Annotated in this window: 16 protein-coding genes and 2 pseudogenes; 6 read left to right on the top strand and 12 right to left on the bottom strand. The window is 40.4% G+C overall.

The window, feature by feature from the left end:
- Positions 1 to 2: 2 nt before the first annotated feature.
- From EHQ47_RS06530 to rplM, 8 genes and pseudogenes are all read right to left on the bottom strand, one after another.
- Positions 3 to 704, bottom strand: a complete 702-nt coding sequence (locus EHQ47_RS06530; protein ID WP_135693019.1) for a LolA family protein — start codon at positions 702 to 704, stop codon at positions 3 to 5.
- A 40-nt stretch (positions 705 to 744) separates the two neighbouring features.
- Positions 745 to 2,571, bottom strand: a pseudogene (locus EHQ47_RS19960) (DNA translocase FtsK); the annotation flags it as partial.
- A gap of 26 nt (positions 2,572 to 2,597) precedes the next feature.
- Positions 2,598 to 3,735 (bottom strand): annotated as a pseudogene (locus tag EHQ47_RS19955) (DNA translocase FtsK 4TM domain-containing protein); the annotation flags it as partial.
- 76 nt (positions 3,736 to 3,811) lie between these two features.
- Complete coding sequence (locus EHQ47_RS06520) at positions 3,812 to 4,309, bottom strand: YajQ family cyclic di-GMP-binding protein (RefSeq protein ID WP_135747965.1); 498 nt, start codon at positions 4,307 to 4,309, stop codon at positions 3,812 to 3,814.
- A gap of 29 nt (positions 4,310 to 4,338) precedes the next feature.
- Positions 4,339 to 7,098 (bottom strand): alanine--tRNA ligase, encoded by a 2,760-nt coding sequence (gene alaS, locus EHQ47_RS06515; RefSeq protein ID WP_167483267.1) that lies wholly within the window; start codon positions 7,096 to 7,098, stop codon positions 4,339 to 4,341.
- A 49-nt stretch (positions 7,099 to 7,147) separates the two neighbouring features.
- The gene (locus tag EHQ47_RS06510; protein WP_135776801.1) at positions 7,148 to 8,353 is read right to left on the bottom strand and encodes an MFS transporter; all 1,206 of its coding nucleotides are present in this window, start codon (positions 8,351 to 8,353) and stop codon (positions 7,148 to 7,150) included.
- A 69-nt stretch (positions 8,354 to 8,422) separates the two neighbouring features.
- Positions 8,423 to 8,818 (bottom strand): 30S ribosomal protein S9, encoded by a 396-nt coding sequence (gene rpsI, locus EHQ47_RS06505; protein WP_135747963.1) that lies wholly within the window; start codon positions 8,816 to 8,818, stop codon positions 8,423 to 8,425.
- Position 8,819: 1 nt separating this feature from the next.
- Positions 8,820 to 9,272 carry a 50S ribosomal protein L13 gene (rplM, locus tag EHQ47_RS06500; RefSeq protein WP_002973943.1) on the bottom strand — a complete coding sequence of 151 codons (453 nt, stop codon included), beginning with the start codon at positions 9,270 to 9,272 and terminating at the stop codon, positions 8,820 to 8,822.
- A 77-nt stretch (positions 9,273 to 9,349) separates the two neighbouring features.
- Here rplM and thiL point away from each other — a divergent pair, with 77 nt between their 5' ends.
- Complete coding sequence (gene thiL, locus EHQ47_RS06495) at positions 9,350 to 10,258, top strand: thiamine-phosphate kinase (RefSeq protein WP_135776800.1); 909 nt, start codon at positions 9,350 to 9,352, stop codon at positions 10,256 to 10,258.
- Here the strand turns inward: thiL and EHQ47_RS06490 are convergent.
- Entirely contained in the window at positions 10,237 to 11,511 is a 1,275-nt protein-coding gene (locus EHQ47_RS06490; RefSeq protein ID WP_135776799.1) for a response regulator, read from the bottom strand. The two genes, thiL and EHQ47_RS06490, sit on opposite strands and share 22 nt — an antisense overlap.
- 64 nt (positions 11,512 to 11,575) lie before the next feature.
- The gene (gene pcnB / locus EHQ47_RS06485; protein WP_135747960.1) at positions 11,576 to 13,057 is read right to left on the bottom strand and encodes a polynucleotide adenylyltransferase PcnB; all 1,482 of its coding nucleotides are present in this window, start codon (positions 13,055 to 13,057) and stop codon (positions 11,576 to 11,578) included.
- A 67-nt stretch (positions 13,058 to 13,124) separates the two neighbouring features.
- On the opposite strand from pcnB, the gene EHQ47_RS06480 reads away from it, so the two are divergent.
- Positions 13,125 to 14,126: a M23 family metallopeptidase gene (locus tag EHQ47_RS06480; protein WP_135747959.1), complete on the top strand. Its 1,002-nt coding sequence runs from the start codon at positions 13,125 to 13,127 to the stop codon at positions 14,124 to 14,126.
- A gap of 77 nt (positions 14,127 to 14,203) precedes the next feature.
- On the opposite strand, the gene EHQ47_RS06475 is transcribed toward EHQ47_RS06480, so the two are convergent.
- Positions 14,204 to 14,650, bottom strand: a complete 447-nt coding sequence (locus tag EHQ47_RS06475; protein WP_135747958.1) for a DoxX family protein — start codon at positions 14,648 to 14,650, stop codon at positions 14,204 to 14,206.
- Between the two features lie 137 nt (positions 14,651 to 14,787).
- On the opposite strand from EHQ47_RS06475, the gene EHQ47_RS06470 reads away from it, so the two are divergent.
- Together EHQ47_RS06470 and EHQ47_RS06465 are read left to right on the top strand one after the other, a co-directional pair.
- Positions 14,788 to 15,714: a prolipoprotein diacylglyceryl transferase gene (locus EHQ47_RS06470; RefSeq protein WP_135776798.1), complete on the top strand. Its 927-nt coding sequence runs from the start codon at positions 14,788 to 14,790 to the stop codon at positions 15,712 to 15,714.
- Positions 15,711 to 16,541, top strand: a complete 831-nt coding sequence (locus EHQ47_RS06465) for a crotonase/enoyl-CoA hydratase family protein (protein WP_135776797.1) — start codon at positions 15,711 to 15,713, stop codon at positions 16,539 to 16,541. The genes EHQ47_RS06470 and EHQ47_RS06465 overlap by 4 nt, the downstream gene beginning before the upstream one ends.
- 7 nt (positions 16,542 to 16,548) lie before the next feature.
- On the opposite strand, the gene EHQ47_RS19675 is transcribed toward EHQ47_RS06465, so the two are convergent.
- The gene (locus EHQ47_RS19675) at positions 16,549 to 16,704 is read right to left on the bottom strand and encodes a hypothetical protein (RefSeq protein ID WP_167483266.1); all 156 of its coding nucleotides are present in this window, start codon (positions 16,702 to 16,704) and stop codon (positions 16,549 to 16,551) included.
- Between the two features lie 79 nt (positions 16,705 to 16,783).
- Between EHQ47_RS19675 and EHQ47_RS06460 the strand changes: the two genes are divergently transcribed.
- Together EHQ47_RS06460 and EHQ47_RS06455 are read left to right on the top strand one after the other, a co-directional pair.
- Positions 16,784 to 17,635: a tetratricopeptide repeat protein gene (locus tag EHQ47_RS06460; RefSeq protein ID WP_135747955.1), complete on the top strand. Its 852-nt coding sequence runs from the start codon at positions 16,784 to 16,786 to the stop codon at positions 17,633 to 17,635.
- Positions 17,620 to 19,446, top strand: coding sequence for an AAA domain-containing protein (locus tag EHQ47_RS06455; RefSeq protein ID WP_135776796.1), 1,827 nt, complete (start codon positions 17,620 to 17,622; stop codon positions 19,444 to 19,446). The genes EHQ47_RS06460 and EHQ47_RS06455 overlap by 16 nt, the downstream gene beginning before the upstream one ends.
- Positions 19,447 to 19,484 lie beyond the last annotated feature (38 nt).

Here is a 19,484-nt window from a genome sequence, read left to right as displayed (position 1 = left end):
GCTTAGTTCTCGGAGACAAGTGGGTTGTTGACAATCTTCGCGTTCCCGCTCATGTGAAAATTGAAAACCCCGTCTTGGATTTCTTCAGAAAAATTAATATTGGAAAATGAAATGGTGGTAACTTTCCCACGACCATCAGTGGCCACTGCTTTTTTGATTAAGTAAGATTCGGAATCCACAAAAAGTTTCATCTTCTCAAACCCACCAATCTTTTCTCTTTGGTCAAGGTCTAACACAAAGTATTTGGTAACATCACCCATCGAACGAGGTTGTTCAATGGTATCAAATTTATAATGGTATTTACGAAAGAGGCGATTGAGTCCATCAGGACTGTTTGTTGTAAAGATGGGACCTGAAGTATTTTTACGGTCGAGGGTTAAATCTTGTTTTCCCACAGCACCTAACCTCTTGATAAAGATATGAAGCGTTTTTCCATCGGATACAATTTCGTCCCCTTCCGGTTCTGCGAAGTTGTATCTAATTTTTCCGGGACGTTTGTAAAAACATTTCCCGCGCATCTGTTTTTCCTTTTTGTTGTCTTCTGTTTTGATGAGAAAATCAGCCGAATAGGAATTGATATCACTAAAGTTTTTCTTTATCTTTTTCACCACTTCGGAGGGTGAATGCCAATTGTGAGCCGGACTTGTTTGGGCACCAAGAGAAACTCCCAAGACAAGTAACAAAGATCCGATCCATACTTTCATAGATTCCCAGTTTTTCAGACAAACTTCTCTTGTCGATGATTTACGCTGAACGCAGGATTTCCCGGGGTTTGGCCCCGATTTGTGGGGAAACATACCCCCGCATTTCCATAAGTTCCATAAGCCTTGCGGCTTTGTTGTAACCGATTCTCATCCTTCTTTGTAAGTAACTGGCGCTGGCTTTTTTTTCGGTGACCACGATATTCCAAGCCTCATCAAAAAGTTCTTCATCTTCGTCAGAGGCCATTTCGATATTCGTTTCATCGTCCCAGTTCATTTCCACATACGCTGGAGCACCCTGTTTTTTGGCCTCTTCCACGATGGACTCAATTTCTTTCTCTTCGATAAAAGGAGCTTGGATTCGAAGAAGGTCGCTAGAAGTCGGAGACCGGTATAAAAAGTCCCCTTTTCCAAGGAGGGTCTCGGCCCCACTCGTATCCAGAATGGTTCTAGAGTCCGTTTTTTGAGCCACTTGGAAGGCCACCCTTGCCGGACAGTTCGCTTTGATGACACCGGTGATCACATCCACAGAAGGCCTTTGGGTTGCCATCACCAAATGGATTCCGACCGCTCTTGCTTTTTGAGAGATACGTTGGATCTGTTCTTCCAGATCTTTTCCGGAAACCATCATAAGGTCGGCAAGTTCGTCGATAAAGATCACAATGTACGGTAGTTTTTGAAATCCCTTGGCATGGGCATATTCATCCACCTTCTCATTGAAACTTTTGAAATCCCTACTTTTCAATTGGGAGATCATTTGGTAACGACTCTCCATTTCTTGGATGGCCCAGGAGAGTGCCTTCGTTGCTTTTTTAGGATCGGTGATGACCGGCATAAGTAAATGTGGGATTCCTTCATAAAGTGTCATCTCCACCATCTTTGGATCGATCATAATAAAACGCACTTCTTCCGGGGAACGAGTGCAGATCAGGCTTGTGATCATTGCATTGATACTCACCGACTTACCAGAACCAGTCGTTCCCGCCACAAGTAAGTGAGGGAGTTTGGCGATATCAATCATCACGAGTTTTCCCGATATATCTTTTCCAATACAAATCGAAAGGTCTTTCGCTTTGTGTTGGAGGATGGTATCCTTTAAAATCTCAGATAAAAATACATCTTCCCGAATTCGGTTCGGAACCTCAATTCCAATCGACGCCTTACCAGGGATAGGTGCCACAATCCGAATGTTTTTCACTTCCAAGTAAGCCCTGATTTCATCCGAAAGGGAAACAATTCGGTTGAGTTTGATTCCATTCGGAATGGTAATCTCATAACGAGTGATGATTGGTCCCCTTTCTTTTGTGACAACCTTGGACTCAATCCCAAAATGCCCAGTGGACTCTTCAATTTTACGAGAGATGAGATCAAGCTCCGAATCATTTTTCATGATATTGGCCACAGGAACTTGGTGAGAAGAAAGAAGCCTTGGAGAAATATAATACTTTCCTTTTTTTAGTTTTGGTTTGGGGACCATAGAACCAAACATCAGTTCCTGTTGTTCTTCTTTCGGAGCCAGTTTTTTCTTTCCGAAATTTCCAGAACTTAGGTTAGAACGAACCAATGGAGAACTCTCTTCCACAGCCAAGGTTTCGAGAGTTTCCTCTTCATAAACGTCGGTATTCTCCTCACCCTCTTCTTCGGAAGATTCATCTTCTTCCTCATCGTTTGATTCCCAACCTGTTTCTTCCACAAGAGACAAACGAAGCGATTCCGGAATATGAATGGCCTCGGAAGCCATGTTTCCTTCTTCTTTTGGATGAACCAAAGAACTTGTTTCGGACAAAGTTTCTTCCGCATCCGAATCCTCAGATGTTTCTTCGTCAAAATCTTCTTCTTCCTCATAGGCAAAGGAAGAAAGACCTGAGGATGCAAGAATTTGTGTATCTCTACCAAATGAAGGTTTTATGGGGTCTAGTTTCGGAAGTTCTAAACTTTCAAGTCCCTGAGCCTCATCCAGTTTTGGTTTCCACTTAGTTTCAGGAAATTGGAAAAGGATTTTCGATTCTCTAGAACTTTCGATTTCTTCCAATTCCGTAACTGTTCGCCGATGATCCGTTAGTTTTAATTTAGAAATCAAAATTTCATTTTTTTCAAATTCAGCAAAAGAATCCAATTTGGATTCTTGTTTTTGGAATCGAAATACTTTTCCTGATTCGTCAAAAAATCCTTCAAAATGAGTAGTGTTGCGGTAGCGAACGGATGGAGTTTTTTTCGAATTCTGTTTTGTCGGACTAAAATTTTCTCTCCCAAAACTTTCCCGATCTTCCTGTCTAGATGGATTTGTATAACCAGATTTTGGGAGGGCCGATCCTCGATTCTCCTCTGCTACTACATTCCAGAAATGATTCGCGATATCTTCTTTGGTTTCTTCCTCTGTTTGAACAGCAAACCATTGTTTGCTGCGAATTTCGGAAGCCGGGCCTCGGCGAGTCGAAACCACCGATTCTAAAAATGAAGGTAATTTCAAGTGAGGAAGATCCTTTCTTCCTCCCATCATTCGGTAAATTCCATTGGAATAACGATTTATAACATCAAAGGTAAAAGACCAAGCCCCATCTTCGAGCCAAATCACGGCAAAATATAAGTATAAAAAGAAAACAACAAGGATACGTCCCGTCTCTCCAAAGAGATAAGAAAAAACCCAAGAGAAAAAATGACCAAGGATTCCACCACTATCTCCTACATGACCAAGAGGGGTTTCGAGTAAGTTCAAACTGACAGTCGTTGCCACAAGAAATAAGGGGAAAAATAGTGCTTTGCCGAGTCTGTCAAATTCAGGATTTCGAAGAGATAGAACACCTAACATCAAAACAAAACCTGCGAGTAAAAAAGAGGACTTTCCTAAAATGTATAATAAGGTGAAGGCAATGTAATGCCCAAGCCTTCCAAACCAATTGAAAAGCGATCCGTCCTCTCCTTCCTGAAAGGAAAAGAGAGAAAGAAGTAAAAAAACACCGGAAAATACTAATAGATACGGAAGGAAGTCTTTGCGTGGCAAAGTCCATCCCCATACGGATTTTTTAGGGTCCATACCGGAAATATCGGCCGGTTTTGAGACATAGGCAGAAAAAAAATGGAAGCCGGAAGACTTTCCTTAAACCAAAATTCTAACCCTTAAAATTGGTAAAATTGGCATCAAAGTTGAAATTGGCATTGCGAATCGCAGCCATTACCTCTTGCAAATCGTCCTTTTTTTTGCCCACAACCCGAACCGAATCCCCTTGGATGGAAGCCTGAACTTTCAGTTTCTGGTCTTTGATGAGAGTGGTGATTTGTTTGGTCTGTTCTTTGTCCAAACCATTCTGAATCTTTACCTTTTGGCGGACCGTTTGGCCCGTGGCTGGTTCAATTTTGGAGTCAAAATCAAATGCCTTCAAACTAATGCCCCGTTTGGCCATTTTGGTAGTCAGGACATCAATCACTTGTTTCAGTTTGATATCATTTTCAGAAGTTAAAACCAAACTATCTTCTGTTAATTTGATTTCTGAGTTGGACCCTTTAAAATCAAACCTAGTTTGGATTTCTGTCATGGCCTGGGCCACTGCGTTTTGTATTTCCGGTCTTTCGATTTTGGATACAATGTCAAATGATGGATCTTGCGCCATAGTTTACTCCTTACTAACTTTTATCTCTGTTATCCTAATTTCTTTTTGGAAAGTTCCAAGGCAAATTCCAAAGCGGCCCCAAGGTTTTCTGGTTTTTTACCACCACCTTGTGCCATATCAGGTCTTCCCCCACCTTTTCCATCTAACATCACTAAGGTTTCTTTTAATAAATCCCCACAGTGGATCCCTCTTTCATTCAAAACCTTATTACACATAAAAACGAGAGTACTCGCCTCCCCGTCGCTTGTTCCAAACAAACAAAGAACTTCCGGTTCTTTGGCTTTGAGGCTATCGGCTAAATCCTTTAAAGATTTTGCATCCACGGCTTCAAATACTTCGGTCACTACTTTTCCTTTTGGAAGTGAATGTGCCTTTTGTAGAAGACCGTCCACAAGTTCCGGATTCATTTGAAAACTCAATTGTTCCTTTTTCTTTTTTGCTTTGAAAAGGGCACTAGACTTTTCTTCGAGTTCCGTCTCCAAACTTTCCCGAAGTTTTCGTAAATGTTCTACAGCAGTGTTCCCTTCTTTCACAAAAAGACTTTGTAAATCTTCTGGAGCAGGCACCACTGTGGTAATTCCATACTCCTTCAAATCACCAAAGGTTTCTTTGGCCGACAAGTTATGTGTTTCTACTTTTGCTGCGAGGGTTTGGAACTGGGACAAAAAGTATTCAATGACCGAATCCCCACAAATGGCTTCAACCCTTCGGTTTCCTGCCCCAGGACTTCCTTCTTTGATGATGGCAAAGTATCCAATTTCTTTTGTGTTCGAAACATGGGTTCCCCCACAGAATTCTTTGGATTTATCCCCCATAGAAATCACTCGAACAGAACTTCCATATTTTTCATCAAACATGGACAAGGCGCCCGATTGTTTTGCGGTATCGATGTCTAACACTTCTGTTTTGACAGAAATTTTGGCATTCACTGCCTCATTCACATCTCTTTCAATAGAGACAATTTCCTCTTCCGAAAGTGCTTTTGGATGGGAAAAATCAAATCGCAAATAGTCCGAGGACACAACGGACCCTTTTTGCGCCACATGAGTTCCTAGGATGCGACGGAGGGCCCCATTTAACAAGTGTGTGCCGGAGTGATGATTGGCTAAATTTTGACGCCGAGTGGTGTCAATCTCTGCCTCAATGGTTTCTCCAACAGAGATTTTTCCTTTGAGAATGATTCCGAGATGTAAAAAAGTTTCGTTTTCTTTTTGCGTGTCTTGGACTTGGAACTGGAATCCTTCTTTTTTGAGATAACCCCAATCACCAATCTGACCACCACCTTCTGCATAAAAGGGAGTTTTATCTAAAACCACAACGGCTTCCGATCCTTGGTTTGCCTCGGATACGGACTTCCCATCTACAAAAAGATATAAAACCTTTGCCGGTGTTTTAAATTCCGTATATCCTAAAAACTCTGTTTTGAGTTCTGGACTGGCGCTAAGACCCGTTAGGTATTGGATTTTTTTTCCTTTCCAACTCGCACGAGAAAGATCACGGTCTTTTTCAAGTTCCTCTTCAAATCCCTTGTCATCAAAACCAAAACCTCGGTCTTCCACAAGTTCCTTGGTCATTTCTCTTGGGAACCCGTAGGTGGAATACAAACGAAACCCTTCTTTTCCAGTAACAACCGTTTGGTTGTTCGATTTCAAGTGATTCAAAAGAGATTCCAATTCTTCCAAACCCACTTCCAAAGTATGAAGGAAGAGTTCTTCTTCTTTTTTTAAGATGGACTCAATGTCTTTTGCTTTGTCTTTTAGTTCCGGATACCGTACGGAATATAAATCGCGGAGTGTCCCCACTAGTTTGTATAAAAAAGGTTCGTGGATTCCTAGTTTTCTTGCAAATAACGAAGCCCGACGAATGAGCCTACGAATGACATAACCACGTCCCGTACGGTCAGGAAAAATCCCATCCCCGAGCGAAAAGAATACGGAACGGGAATGATCGGTGATCACTCGGAATGCTTGTTTGGTCGATTCGTCGTAAGTTTTTCCAGAAAGTGTTTCAATTTTACCAATGATGGATTTTAATTCATCGGTATCATAAACGGAATCTACCTCTTGCAAAAGCATGGCCACACGTTCGAGTCCAGATCCTGTATCAATTCCTGTTTGTTTTAAAGGAAGGAGTTCTCCCGAAACTGTTTGGTTAAATTGATTGAATACTAAATTCCAATATTCTAAATAACGATCACAATCACATCCAGGTTTGCAGTCTGGATTGTTTCCACAATTTGGGCCGCCTTTTTCTGGGCCTCGGTCTAAATACAATTCCGAACAAGGACCACAGGCTCCACTGTCTCCGGCAGGACCCCAAAAATTATCCTTTTTTCCAAGCCTTACAATTCGTTCTTCGGGAATCCCGGCTTCCATCCAAATTTTTTTGGCTTCATCATCATCTAGGTAAATGGTGACCCAGATTTTTTCTTTTGGGATATGTAAATGATTTAATGAAAAATCTAACGCGTATTCGATGGCTTCTTTTTTGAAATAATCACCAAAGGAGAAATTCCCAAGCATTTCAAAAAATGTACAATGTCTTTCGGTTTTACCTACCACTTCCAAATCGGTGGTACGAACACATTTTTGAACGGAGGCAGCTCTTGTGTAGGGTAACTCCACTGCTCCTGTAAACAAAGGTTTGAACTGGACCATTCCGGCGGTTGTGAATAAAAGTGTTGGATCCCCCTTGGGGATAAGGCTTGAGGAAGGCACAATCGTGTGGCCTTTCCCCTTGAAGTAACTAGTATACAACTCTGCAATTTCGCGGACAGTTTTCGACATCATACACTTACAGCGAAATCGGGTTTGCCTCCTAGGGCAAGGAAATTAGAAGTTAACTCTGCCTTAATTCCCGGTATTGGAGAAAAGAAAACAAGGCAAAACAAAGAAACATCCCACCTAAAATCCCAAAAGTCCAATGGGAACCAATGGTATCAGCCAGAAGGGCCGATAGAAAACCAGAGACCGCTGGTGTGAACTGAAAACAAACTGTATAAAGAGAAAGGATTCTTCCCCGAAGTCTATCTTCTGCACGTTTTTGTAAAATGGCAGGAAGGAGACTCGAAAGAACTCCCCCCGAAACTCCAAAACAAAACAAAAAGAAGGAAGTGGCTTCTGGTTTCCCAAAAGGAACAAAACCCAAAAAGAAAAAAGACGATAAGCTAAAAACAATCAACAACACAAGTCCCTTTCTTTCCAGATGGTGAAAGAGAATGGTGAGGATCCCACCGAGAAATAATCCAGGCCCTAAAAAGACAAGGACGGTTCCCCGTGCGAGTTCCCCGAGGCCCAGTTCATTTCGTACATATTTCGGAAGTATGACTTGGATGGGACCAAGGGCTAACATACTGAGGATCGCCATATACATCACTTGTCTGGAAACAGAATCTACTTTTAGAAAATCTAAAACGACCTTCAGATTTGCCGAAAAAGAAGGAATTTTTCCCAGTTTGGAAACACCCGAACCAAGGTTTGGATGATGAATTTTTAATTCGTATCTTAACATGGAAAAGGCGAGCATAGAAAAAAAATGAAAAGAGGCCAAAACCAAAAATAAAGATGAATAACCACCTTCTTCCCGAAACCAACCCACAGCAAGAGGACTCATCCCGAAAGCAAAAATCAAAAGTAAATTTCCCGCAATGGTATGAAAAACAAGGCGATGTGATTCCATCACTTCCCTTAAAATTGCCATTCTTCCCGGGAGAACCGTTGTCATTCCTATCCCATTCACAAATGCCAAAGGTAATAACAGGAAAGGAAAACTTATAAAAAATTCAGTAAAGGCACCTAACAAAAATGAGGAGATCAAAAGGAAAAATTGAAAACTCACCACCACCCATTTTTTAGAAAAATGATCGAGTAAGTAACCTGTGTATAAAAAGAAAATGGGAAACGGTAAAAAGAGGAAAAAGAAAACAATCCCTGAGAAACCTTTTACTGTATCCAAGGTTTGGCAAAAAATAACGATCGAATATAAAAAACAACTACTGGCAAAGGTACCAATTGCAAAGGCAAAATAAAATATGATTTGGTTCAATTGACACCTACCTAAAAAAAAAGCCTCCCGAATAGGAGGCTTTGATCGGAAAAAAAGAGGATTTTCCGATTAACGTTTAGAGAACTGAGTTCCTCTACGAGCTTTGCGTAAACCGTATTTTTTACGTTCTACCATACGGCTATCTCGAGTGAGAAATCCTTCTTTTTTCAAAGTAGGTTTTAATGACTCATTGAAAGCCACAAGCGCACGTGCGACTGCGTGACGGATGGCTCCCACTTGGCCAACCACTCCACCACCAGTTACATTCAGTGCAATGTCATACTTGTCGCGAGCTTCTAAAACAAAAAGTGGCTCAAGTGCACGGCGAACTAAGTGTTCTCCGTTTTTAATGTAATCTTTTACATCTTTATGGTTTACTGTGATTTTTCCAGTTCCAGATGCGATTTTTGCACGTGCAACGGATGTTTTGCGTCGGCCTACTGCCCAAACTGCTTTTTGCGCCATATTATTTCAACTCCAGTTTTAGGGGCTTTTGAGCTCCCAAGTTGTGGTCATTACCTGCGAATACGCGGCAATTTCTCAACATTTGATCACCTAACTTCGATTTAGGTAACATTCCTTTGACTGCTTCCATGATCACTCTTTCTGGATTCTCTTGGATGAGTTTGTGGAAAGCGATGGCAGTCATACCACCTGGGTAACGTGAGTGGTGGTAGTAAATTTTTTGTTCTCTTTTGCGACCTGTCACAGCCACTTTAGAAGCATTAACGATAATGATATTATCACCACAATCCTGGTTAGGAGTGAAGGTAGATTTGTGTTTTCCGCGAAGGCGGGAAGCTACTTGACTTGCCAATCTTCCGAGAGTCTTATCAGTTGCGTCCACAACAAACCACTGTTTTTGTACGGCTTCTTTTGCAATAGAAGGGGTCTTGTGGGCTTTAGACAATAGTTCCATAAGTACGAGATTTTCCTCTTTTATGTCAGGATTTTCGGTTTTCACACCGGGTCAAACAAATTTATTGGGATTTAACTTTGAAAGAATCCGAAATTATACGAACTCTATTTGGGACAACCCCTCCCCCTGAGGACGATTGTTACTTCTTGGCCCCAAACCGTCTTGTCACCACGGACTCACTCTCCGAAGGAACTCATTTCCTTCACCAGTGGTCTTCACCGCAAATTTTGGCAAAAAAACTCGTGGAAGTCAATGTTTCGGACATCGTTGCTTCTGGAGGAAAACCCAACGAATGTTTTCTAAACCTCGGTCTCTCTTCCGTTTCTAGAAAAAAAGATTGGATTAGAGGATTTTCGAAAGAACTCCGAAAATCCTTAGACCAATATGGAATGAAACTTGCGGGAGGCGACACCTTTTCCTCACCTACCACTCAACTGGCACTCACAGTTGTCGGCACAGTGGACAAACCTTGGTTACGTTCGGGTGGGAAATTCGGTGATTACCTGTATCTCACAGGAACCTTGGGCTTAAGTCAACTGGGCTACAAAACCCTTAAAAAAAAATCAAAAGACAAAACTTATAAGGAAGCAGTAGAACGCCATCTATCACCTAAGTCTCGATACGCGATCTTAAACAAACTAAAAGATTTTAAAATTCATGCATGTATGGACATTACTGATGGACTCATCCAAGACAGCGAACGGTTGGCTCTCAGTTCTAAGGGAAGGTTAAACATCCAAATCGAATCGGTTCCCCTCCACCCACTCGCCGTCCAAGAACTTGGAATTGACTTGTGTTTGGGATCTGGGGAAGAATTAGAACTTTTGTTTTTATCACCAGAAATTTTGCCAACAAAACTTGCCGGTATTCCTGTGACGATGATAGGAAAATTTGAAAAAGGAAAACCGGGAGTTTTATTCCAAAAAGAAGGGAAACGTTACCTCCCCAAAACAAGAGGGTACCTTCACTTTTCAGAAGAGGAATAAGGAAGGAAAATCTTAAATTCAACTTTTGTTTCTTTCACATCACTTGTATGATCAATTAAATTTAATGCAGAGATGGAACCACCAAAACGGATGATGGTCTGCATCACAAAACTCAAACCAATTCCGAAATCCAAAGAACCATGTTTTTCATATATATTTTTGTTTAACCTAAAAAATGGTTCAAATATCAAATCCAGATACTCATTCGGAATTCCATTTTTTGCAAACTGTTCATCACCAAGAGAATTTACAATCGACAAATAAATCCCGTCAGAATCCAAATTTAACATGGCATAAATTTTACTGGAACTTTGAGAAAAACGCATCGCATTTAACAAAAGTTCGTGAATTACTTTGCGAAAAAAAACTTTGTTCAGTAATATTTTTTTAGAACCAAGTTCTTTGAATTTATATTCCGGGACTAATAATGTTTGGTCTCTTAATGCTAAAATCGGTTTCAACTCATCTTTCAAACTTAACATTTCATTAAAAATTACGAATGGAGAAACAAGTTGTAATTCAATTCGATCAAAAATTACATCCTCAATCTCAGTAAAACGATCCAAAACTTTTTTTGAATACAAAGCGTTTTCTTCCAAAATGCTGAGGATATCAGCATCTAAAATGACACCTCCTCCTTCCGCTTTTGGCATCGCTTTGATTAAGTCAATGAGTTGCGTGAGGACTCCAAATCCAGCACCTTGTGCCAAACTAGTTCGCAATCCATAAAACAAATTTTTGTGCATTTCTTGGGAGTTTAGATCTCCCTTTTTGATCCGACTATTTTTATAAGCATACCAATCTAAAAGTTTCTCGAGAGATAAAATTTTTTCGCGTTCATATTCAGAGTATTCATAATCATTTTCTTTATTAGAAAGTTGGTATTTAATTCTTGATATGAGTTCATCGGGAATCACCGGTTTAATGATATATTCCTGAACATGTTCCTTCATCACTTCGATAATGAGTTTAGGATCCTCCGTTGATGTAATCACAACGACTGGGATATGTTTATTGATTTTTCGGATTTCTCTAACAAACTCCAACCCATTTCCATCTGGCAATTGAAGGTCTGTTAACACTATGTTTTCGGTATGAAGGTGGTTTTCTGCTAAGTATTCTAAGGCCGTTTTGATCTCAGTAAAACTTGTCACCTCCATTCCATGTTTATGGAGTATTCCACTATAGAGTAAAGATATAGTAGGATCGTCTTCGAGGAGTAAAACTTTTGTTAAAGGCTTTTGTTTTCCCATCCAAACATTTGACGAAAGAATAGGAAAAAAGGCAAGGATTTGGGGTCCTTACCTTTTTTGTTTACTAGGTATTTTCTGATTCTGATTCAGAATTCAAAGAATCTACATTGGATCGAGGTTGGTCATTTTTCTCAAACTGATTTCCCTCTGCACCATTGTTCTGGTTTTGGTTCTGAGAACCACCACCCCTTCTGTCCCGGTGTTTCTTTCGTGGCGGTCTTTTTTTGTTTGGTTCTTTTTTGCGGTTTTGTTGGCCGAACTGATGGCTATCAGGTTTAGGTCTTTGTCGCAAAGAGATTTCCCAAAAGAATGCCGTTTGTACTGCAGATTCGTTTCCTTCCGAAATGGCTACGATTTTATAAACCATAAACGCATCGTAGAAGTAGTCCTTCTTTTTAAAGAAAGAGTTTTGTCTTTCTTTTTCATCATCAGTGACTTGGAAACGAGGTTGGCTGATAAAAATCTTTACCAAATTATCCTGTTCCCGTTTCGGAATTCCCATTCGTTCAAAAACTGACTGAAGACTTTCTTTGATGTTATGTGCTAAATGGCCTCGATCATTTTCATAAAGGTCTTTGATGAGATCATAGAAAATTAACGAGTAAAAGATAGCAGGTGTCATCTCTTCTCTTGCGGAGAGGAGTTTGTCAGTGACTGCCAATCTTTTCCCAAGTGGAGTTTCCATAAAATGTTCACGCCACTCTGGATCGGTTTTCTTTAGTTTATCAGTTGGTTCTTTAAAAAGAACATCGAGCAAATGATTCTCAGCAAGGCCTTCGAAGATAATCGAAGTTTTCCAAGTGCGAAACATTTTGTTATATTCTTCCAAAAGTCTTGCTGTGGAAGATTTTTCGAGTTCCAAACGGTTCTTTTTGATTGCCAGTTTGGTTTTTTTCTCGATGTCGAGTCCCAGTAAAACAGAAAACTTAACCGCTCGTAACATACGAACCGGATCTTCTTTGAAGGAAATATCTGGATCACCGATGACCCTAACGATTTTCTTTTGAATGTCTTCGAACCCACCAACGTAATCCAAGATGGAATCGTTTTTAGGATCGTAAAACAAGGAGTTGATGGTAAAGTCGCGTCTAGCCGCGTCTTCCTTTGCTGTACCGAAGGAATTGTCCCGTTTGATGAGATAATCGTTTTCTGCTTTGTGTTTTTCCAAACGATGTTCCGGTAGTGATCGGAACGTCGATACTTCAATAATTTTGCCTTTAAAAATGATATGTACAATTTTAAATCGTTTTCCGATGATTCGGCAGTTATTGAAGATCCTTTTGATTTGGTTTGGAGTCGCACTTGTGACTATATCAAAGTCTTTTGGGCGTTTGCCCATAAGCAGATCTCTGACCCCTCCACCGACTAAATAGGCCTTGTAACGAAACTTGTTCAATCGATTGATGATTTTGATGGCATCTTCATCGATATTGGCCCTGCGTATGGAGTGAGTTTCTCGATAGTATCTCTTTCCCTCGGGGTACATCAAAAAGGAATCGACAGAGTCGGCTTTCTTTCTGAAAAGAGAAGTGAGAAATTTAAACATATTGGATTCATCCACTTTCCCCTGAAAAATGGCTTGGGCAAGGAAAAAATTGGCTGAATAACGAACATTGGCAGAAACTTACGTCACAACAGCCTACGAAAGGCTCCAAATTGCACATTTACGCTGGAAAAAACGTGCGGGGAAGTGGATTTCCCGTAGCCGGGAAAAGGTAAGCTTTGTCCTAATTCCCAATGATGAAAAACCTCTAGCACAAATTGAAATTTCAGTCGGAATGCTCGGTTTTTTATCGGGCCTTGCCCTATCTCTGGTTCTCCTTTCCTTTGGACTTCTGGTCTACTTTTCATTTTTCTTTGATCGCAATCTTTCTTTGGAGAAAAAAACGGAGACCCAACTGGTATCCTTTCTCTTTTATGACCTTCTTTCCCAAGATTTAACAGATTCAGTAGAGGAACTTGAGTCTACAACGGAATCTCTCAACCTACTTGCCTGGGAGGAAATCCCAGAAAAGGAAATGATCACCCAAGATTATCTTCTCAAAGAAGAGTATCGTAAAGATGCAAGCGAACTCGATTCGAATCTTTTATTATTCCAACAAGTGGTCACCACCTACACTCAGTTTGGTGTAAGACTAGGAAACCTTGTCCCTAACTTCCAAAATGCCATTGATTATCTTTCGATGCGAGAAAGTATATTTTATTCCATGCCAAGGGGTAGACCTTTAAAACCAGGAGTGGGAGTTGTGACTTCAACTTTTGGGTATCGTAGTGATCCCTTTGGAATATTACCTGTAGGAGAATACCACTCAGGAATTGATTTTGCGGCCGGCGAAGGAACACCTATCTATGCGACGGGCCCCGGAATCATTGCGGTGGATACTGCTGTGGGTGGGCTTGGAAAATCAGTTCGTATCAACCATGAAAATGGATTTTTCACTTTGTATGGGCATTGTTCTCTTATTTTAGTGAATCCTGGGGACCGGGTCAAACGAGGGGATAAAATTGCCCTTGTGGGCCAAACGGGAAAAGCAACGGGAGCTCACGTCCACTATGAAGTGCGAATTGGTTTGGATGCTCCTCTTGATCCAGAGGAATACATTAACTTAGATTAAAGTTTGGTTCGAACCCTTGTTTGTTGGAACTCCAACAGAGACAAAGGCCGAACCAGTTCGAATATAAATTCTTTTGTTTAGAATTTTCCGATTAAGTTAAAATCAACGGAATACACACCAGCCCCACCAAGTACGAGAGCGATGAGAAGTCCTGCTGCGAGAATATGAAACTCGTATCCTTCGCCTTTTTGGTTTCCATTCCAATTGATAAAAAATCCATTTTGTCTATGAGCAAGCACTGCTGCACCAATCATGATGATGGCAATGGAAGCTGCTGCAAATTTGGTTAAAAAACCTACGAGAAGTAAAACAGGTCCAAAGGATTCACCAAGGATGATGAGAACCGCCAAAATTCCAGGGAACTTCAACTGCCCTGTAAAAAATCCGTAAGTTCCTTTGAATCCGTAACCACCAAACCAACCGAGTAGTTTTTGGCCGCCGTGTGGGAAAATCACAACAAAGGCTGTGATGCGTAAGATTAGAGGGACAATGTCCCCGGATGTGGAAAAAAGTGTATCGAACATTTGGTTCTCCTTAAGTCAATACTAGATAGTTTAATATTAAACTATCTAGAGTCAAGGTATTTTTTTATTAAATTTCCGAGATTCGGAAGTTTTAAATTCTCCTTTCCCCTTTAAGCCTAAATTTTACCCTTTCCCCTATGTTAGATCGAATTCCGATTCCGAATCCCTTTGGTTGGGAGGGTTTGTCCACTTTCAGCCTTCTTATGATGTTAGCCTTTCTTGTCGGTTCTTACCTTCTCCCGAAGGAACTCGAACGCAAAAAATTAGATCCGAGTCATTCGGATTGGTTGATTTTTCTTGGGATTTTGGGCACTTTAGTCGGTGCCAAAATTTTCTTTATCTTTGAAATTTGGGACCAAGTGTTCATTGATGTTCCCGGTTATGATGGAAAGTATTCTTATCCGTTAACCCATTGGAATGGATTCCCTGGACACCCAGGCCTTTGGTCCTCTCTTTTTAGCGGTGGTGGCCTCGTATTCTTTGGGGGTCTTCTTTTTGGATGGCTCTTCATCACTCTTTACTTTCGCCATCACAAACTAGACATCGGTGCTTATTATGATGCGGTGATTCCTGCGATTAGCATGGGTTATGCGATTGGACGACTCGGGTGTTTTGTGAGTGGGGATGGATGTTATGGTTTTGCCACAGATGTAAGGATTCCCTTTTTTGTTTTTGATTTCCATGGCGCTCACCCGTCCGGTGTACCGGTTTGGAACACTCCAGTGATGGAATCCATTATGGCATTCGGATACTTTGCCTACTTCCAATTTTGGGCCAGATACCAAAACTTCCGCAAATGGAGTATTGGTGCTCAGTTTCTCATCATCCACGGATTTGCAAGACTCATCATCGAGTTTTTACGTGTGAACAAAGCGGTGATCCCTTTTATTGATCCACCTACTCTTGTGAACATTCCTGATGCCAATGGAAACCCAAGTTTTTTAACCGGTTACTATTGGCATGGATTTTCACAGTCCCAATATATCTCCATAGCACTTATTCTCTTTGGTGTGTATTTGATGGTTTCCAAAAAACTCTGGTTAAAGGAAGAAACAAAAGTATGAACCCTTCTCCATTTTTCGAAATTGAAAAAAGAAAAAACGTAGCCATTCTTTGGTTGAATCGTCCCGAAAAAAGAAATGCTATGAACTGGCCTTTCTGGCGTGATCTTCCCGATATGGTGGACCGAATCAATGCAGACCCGCAAATTCATTGTTTTGTGATCGCAGCCAAAGGAAAATCTTTCTCCACAGGTCTTGATTTAGAAGAGTTTTTCCAAGAGTTCAAACCTGTGGTACAGGGAGAACTTGCGGATGGTAGGGAAAAACTTTACCAACTCATTCTTACAATGCAAAAAGGAATCAATGCCGTTTACAATTCCAAAAAACCATCCATTGCACTTGTCCAAAAACATTGTATTGGTGGAGGACTGGATCTAGTTTCTGCATGTGACATTCGTTATGCGTCTGAAGATGCCGTATTTTCCTTACGAGAATCCAAAGTAGCCATTGTGGCTGATATGGGATCTTTACAAAGACTTCCTCATTTGATTGGAAATGCACATACAAGAGAACTTGCCCTAACAGGAAAAGACATCAGTGCAGAAGAAGCTTTTCAAATGGGACTTGTGACAAAGGTCACAAAGGACTTTGATTCTTTACTGCAAGTTGGACTCAAAACAGCAGAAGAAATTGCAGAGAACCCAACCATCGTCATCCGAGGGGTCAAACAAGTGTTAAACCACGGAATTGGAAAAACCATCGAAGAAGGACTAGACTATGTAGCTGTTTGGAATGCAAGTATGCTAGACTCCAAAGACTTCCGTTCGGCAATTGGTGGGTTTATGGAAAGAAAACGACCGGTTTACAATCCAGAAACCCGGGTAGACTAATTTCCAATTAACAGTAGATGTCGAGTAACCTTTCGCTTTTTGCCGCTGGACCTACTTTTTCCTCGACGGCCAACTTCATGAGTTTTTCGTTGAGTTGGTTTTGTGCCTGGAAAATTTCCTTCGGCAAATTGACGACAGGGTTTACAGGTATAGATGGAACCATAAAGGACCTCCTTTTACAATCTTTACTCCCTATTCTACCCATCGACCAACGCGATATTTTCTGAAGTAAAAAACAACGTATGAGTTCTTTTTTTTCACTGATCCGCGAAGCCAAACTTTTGGAAGAAGAAAAGGAATTCACACGGGCATTTAATGTTTATGCCGAAAGCGAATCACACACAAAAAACGAATCGGCCCTCATCAAAATCAAAGCGAAAAAAGCCTGGTGTCTGTATGCAGTGGGAAATCCAAGAGAAACTGAATCCCTTTTTCAGGATATCATTCAAAACTATCCCTCTCATCCCTTAAGTATCACCGTTTACTCGCGTTATCTGATCAAATTAAAAAAATTTAAATCGGCAAAGGTTTTACTCCAAAAAAGTATTCTTCAGTTTCCCTCCTATTTGGAAAACTACCTACTCCTTGCTTCCCTCTTAAAGGATATGGAACGTTCCGAAGAAGCAATTGAGGTTTTAAAAAAAGCGCTTTCCCAAGAACATTTAAGTAACGGCCGTGGGATCGATCGAAAAGACATTTGGGCGGAACTTGGATCTTTGTATTTTTCTCGTGGGGATTTTAATTCGGCTCTTGCTTCCTTAAAAAAATCTTTAAAAATGGTGGAACCAGAAGAGTTCCTTCATTACGATTTGCTGGCTCTTTGTTATTTGGAAGCAGAAGATCCAGAAAATGCACTAACATCAATTAGAACCCATATCCAATACTGCAAAGAGATTGATCCAGAGACACTCATCATTTTAGCAAGGGCTCATTGCCGAGCGGGTAAATTGGAAGAAGCTGCCAACAATTTAATCCAAGCTTATTCGATCGAAGATTCTTTGTATTTAAAGGCTGCCGACTTTATTGATTTTGCACCGCTACTGAGAAATGGATTTTTTACAACCTTGGAGAATATTGAATGGGAAGAACCATAAAACAAGAGTTTGGTTCATTAGAAGAAGAAATTCTATATGTAAAATCAATCCTAACCAAAGAACGTGAGTATGAACGTTCTTTATTTTTAGAAAAAGGGGAAGAAACCAAAGCGATCAAATCTGCAGAATTGGAAGACCTTCATTTTGTTGTTGGGAATACATGGAGGGCAGAATTCAAAATTTCCCCTTCTTTAAAAGCCAAAGAATGGTTAAAACAAGGGATTCCTGTTCTTATAAAAGGAAATTCCGAATCCATCTTTGGAAATATTTACAAGGCAACCGATACAAAACTAATCGTCCAAATACGTGGAGACTATGAGTGGGAAGACAATGAATTTCAAATTTCAAAGTGGTTCCAAGAATCCACTTATGATTTGTATAACGAAATCATTTCCAAAGTAATCGAAGATAAAGAAAGTTTTTCACATAAAAAACTCAGCTGGATTTTAGGATTTGGACTCGGTGACAAACCCAATCCTCCCAAAACGGGACAAACTACAACCCCTCTCGAACGAATTTTTCAAATTGCAGATTACGGGATGATATTCGGTCCACCTGGAACAGGAAAGACCACCTTACTCATGCAAGCTGTAGAAAAAATCAAAGAAAAAAAACAATCCGTTTTAACACTTTGTCCCACAAACTTTGCATGCGATTACATTGTAGAACTTGCTTTAAAAAAAGGAATTCGAGTCATCCGATTGGGTAACTCTACCAAAATCAAAGAAGAAATCCTACCCTACCATATTGACAATCTCATCCAAGAACATCCAGACCAAAAACAAATCCACAACTGGCAAACAGAACTAAAGGCCATCCAGAAAAAAGCTAATTCCTGGAAACGAAATTTTGGAAAAGAAGAAAGGGAAGAAAGAAAGGCACAAAGAAAAGAAGCCAAGTTTTTACTTTCCACGATTAGGGAAGCTGAATCAAACATTAGAATGAAGTTACTCGACAGTGCAGAACTCATTGTATCTACTTTTTCTGGATTTGGAAATGAATTCAAAAAAGGGAGAGAGTTTGATTATGTTTTTGTAGATGAAGCCACTCAAAGTTTAGATCCTGGATGTTACCTTGCCATGTATGTTGGAAAAAAAACTTTTTTCTTTGGTGATCCCAAACAACTTGGTGCCAGTTTCTCTTACCCAGACCATAATGCCTTACATAGTTTTTTAGAAAAGGCCATCGCCTTTGATTCCGGGGATCGGGTGATCTTTTTAGAAAAACAATTCCGAATGAAACCGGAAATCCTCGGTTTTCCCAATGGGACCTATTATGAAAATAAAATTTTAACTCATCCCGATGCAAACTGGAATCACAATATAGACATCTCCCCTATATTAGGAAATAATCCGCCGATCTTATGGATTGATACGGCAGGCAGTGATTCAGAAGAAGAAACCGAAGGGGAGGAGCCAAGTTTTTTTAACCATACAGAAATCCAATTAGTAGAAACCTTGTATCGTTTAGGAATACCAAAAGAACAATCAACTGTCATCTCACCTTACAGAGGCCAGGTGGAAAAACTCGTCAAATTGTCTTCGGGACGTTGGTTTACCCAAACCATTGACTCTTTCCAAGGAAGAGAGTCGGAAATTGTGATCCTAAGTTTAGTTAGATCCAATCGTGATGGCGAGGTTGGGTTTTTACTAAACCCCAAACGTTTGAATGTGGCTTTAACACGTGCGAAATCTCATTTGATCCTAATTGGAGATTCTGGAACCCTCTGCCAAACTAAAGAATTCCAAGACCTCTATTCTTATATTGAATCTGTGGGTGAAATTCGTTCGATTTATGAATTTATGGAATAAAGTTCCCGATTGAATTTGATTCCCCTGTTACAAACATA

Source organism: Leptospira bourretii, from assembly GCF_004770145.1.
GTDB lineage: Bacteria > Spirochaetota > Leptospiria > Leptospirales > Leptospiraceae > Leptospira_A > Leptospira_A bourretii.
The sequence above is the reverse complement of the archived record's forward strand: the minus strand, read 5'-3'. Positions and strand labels throughout refer to the sequence as shown.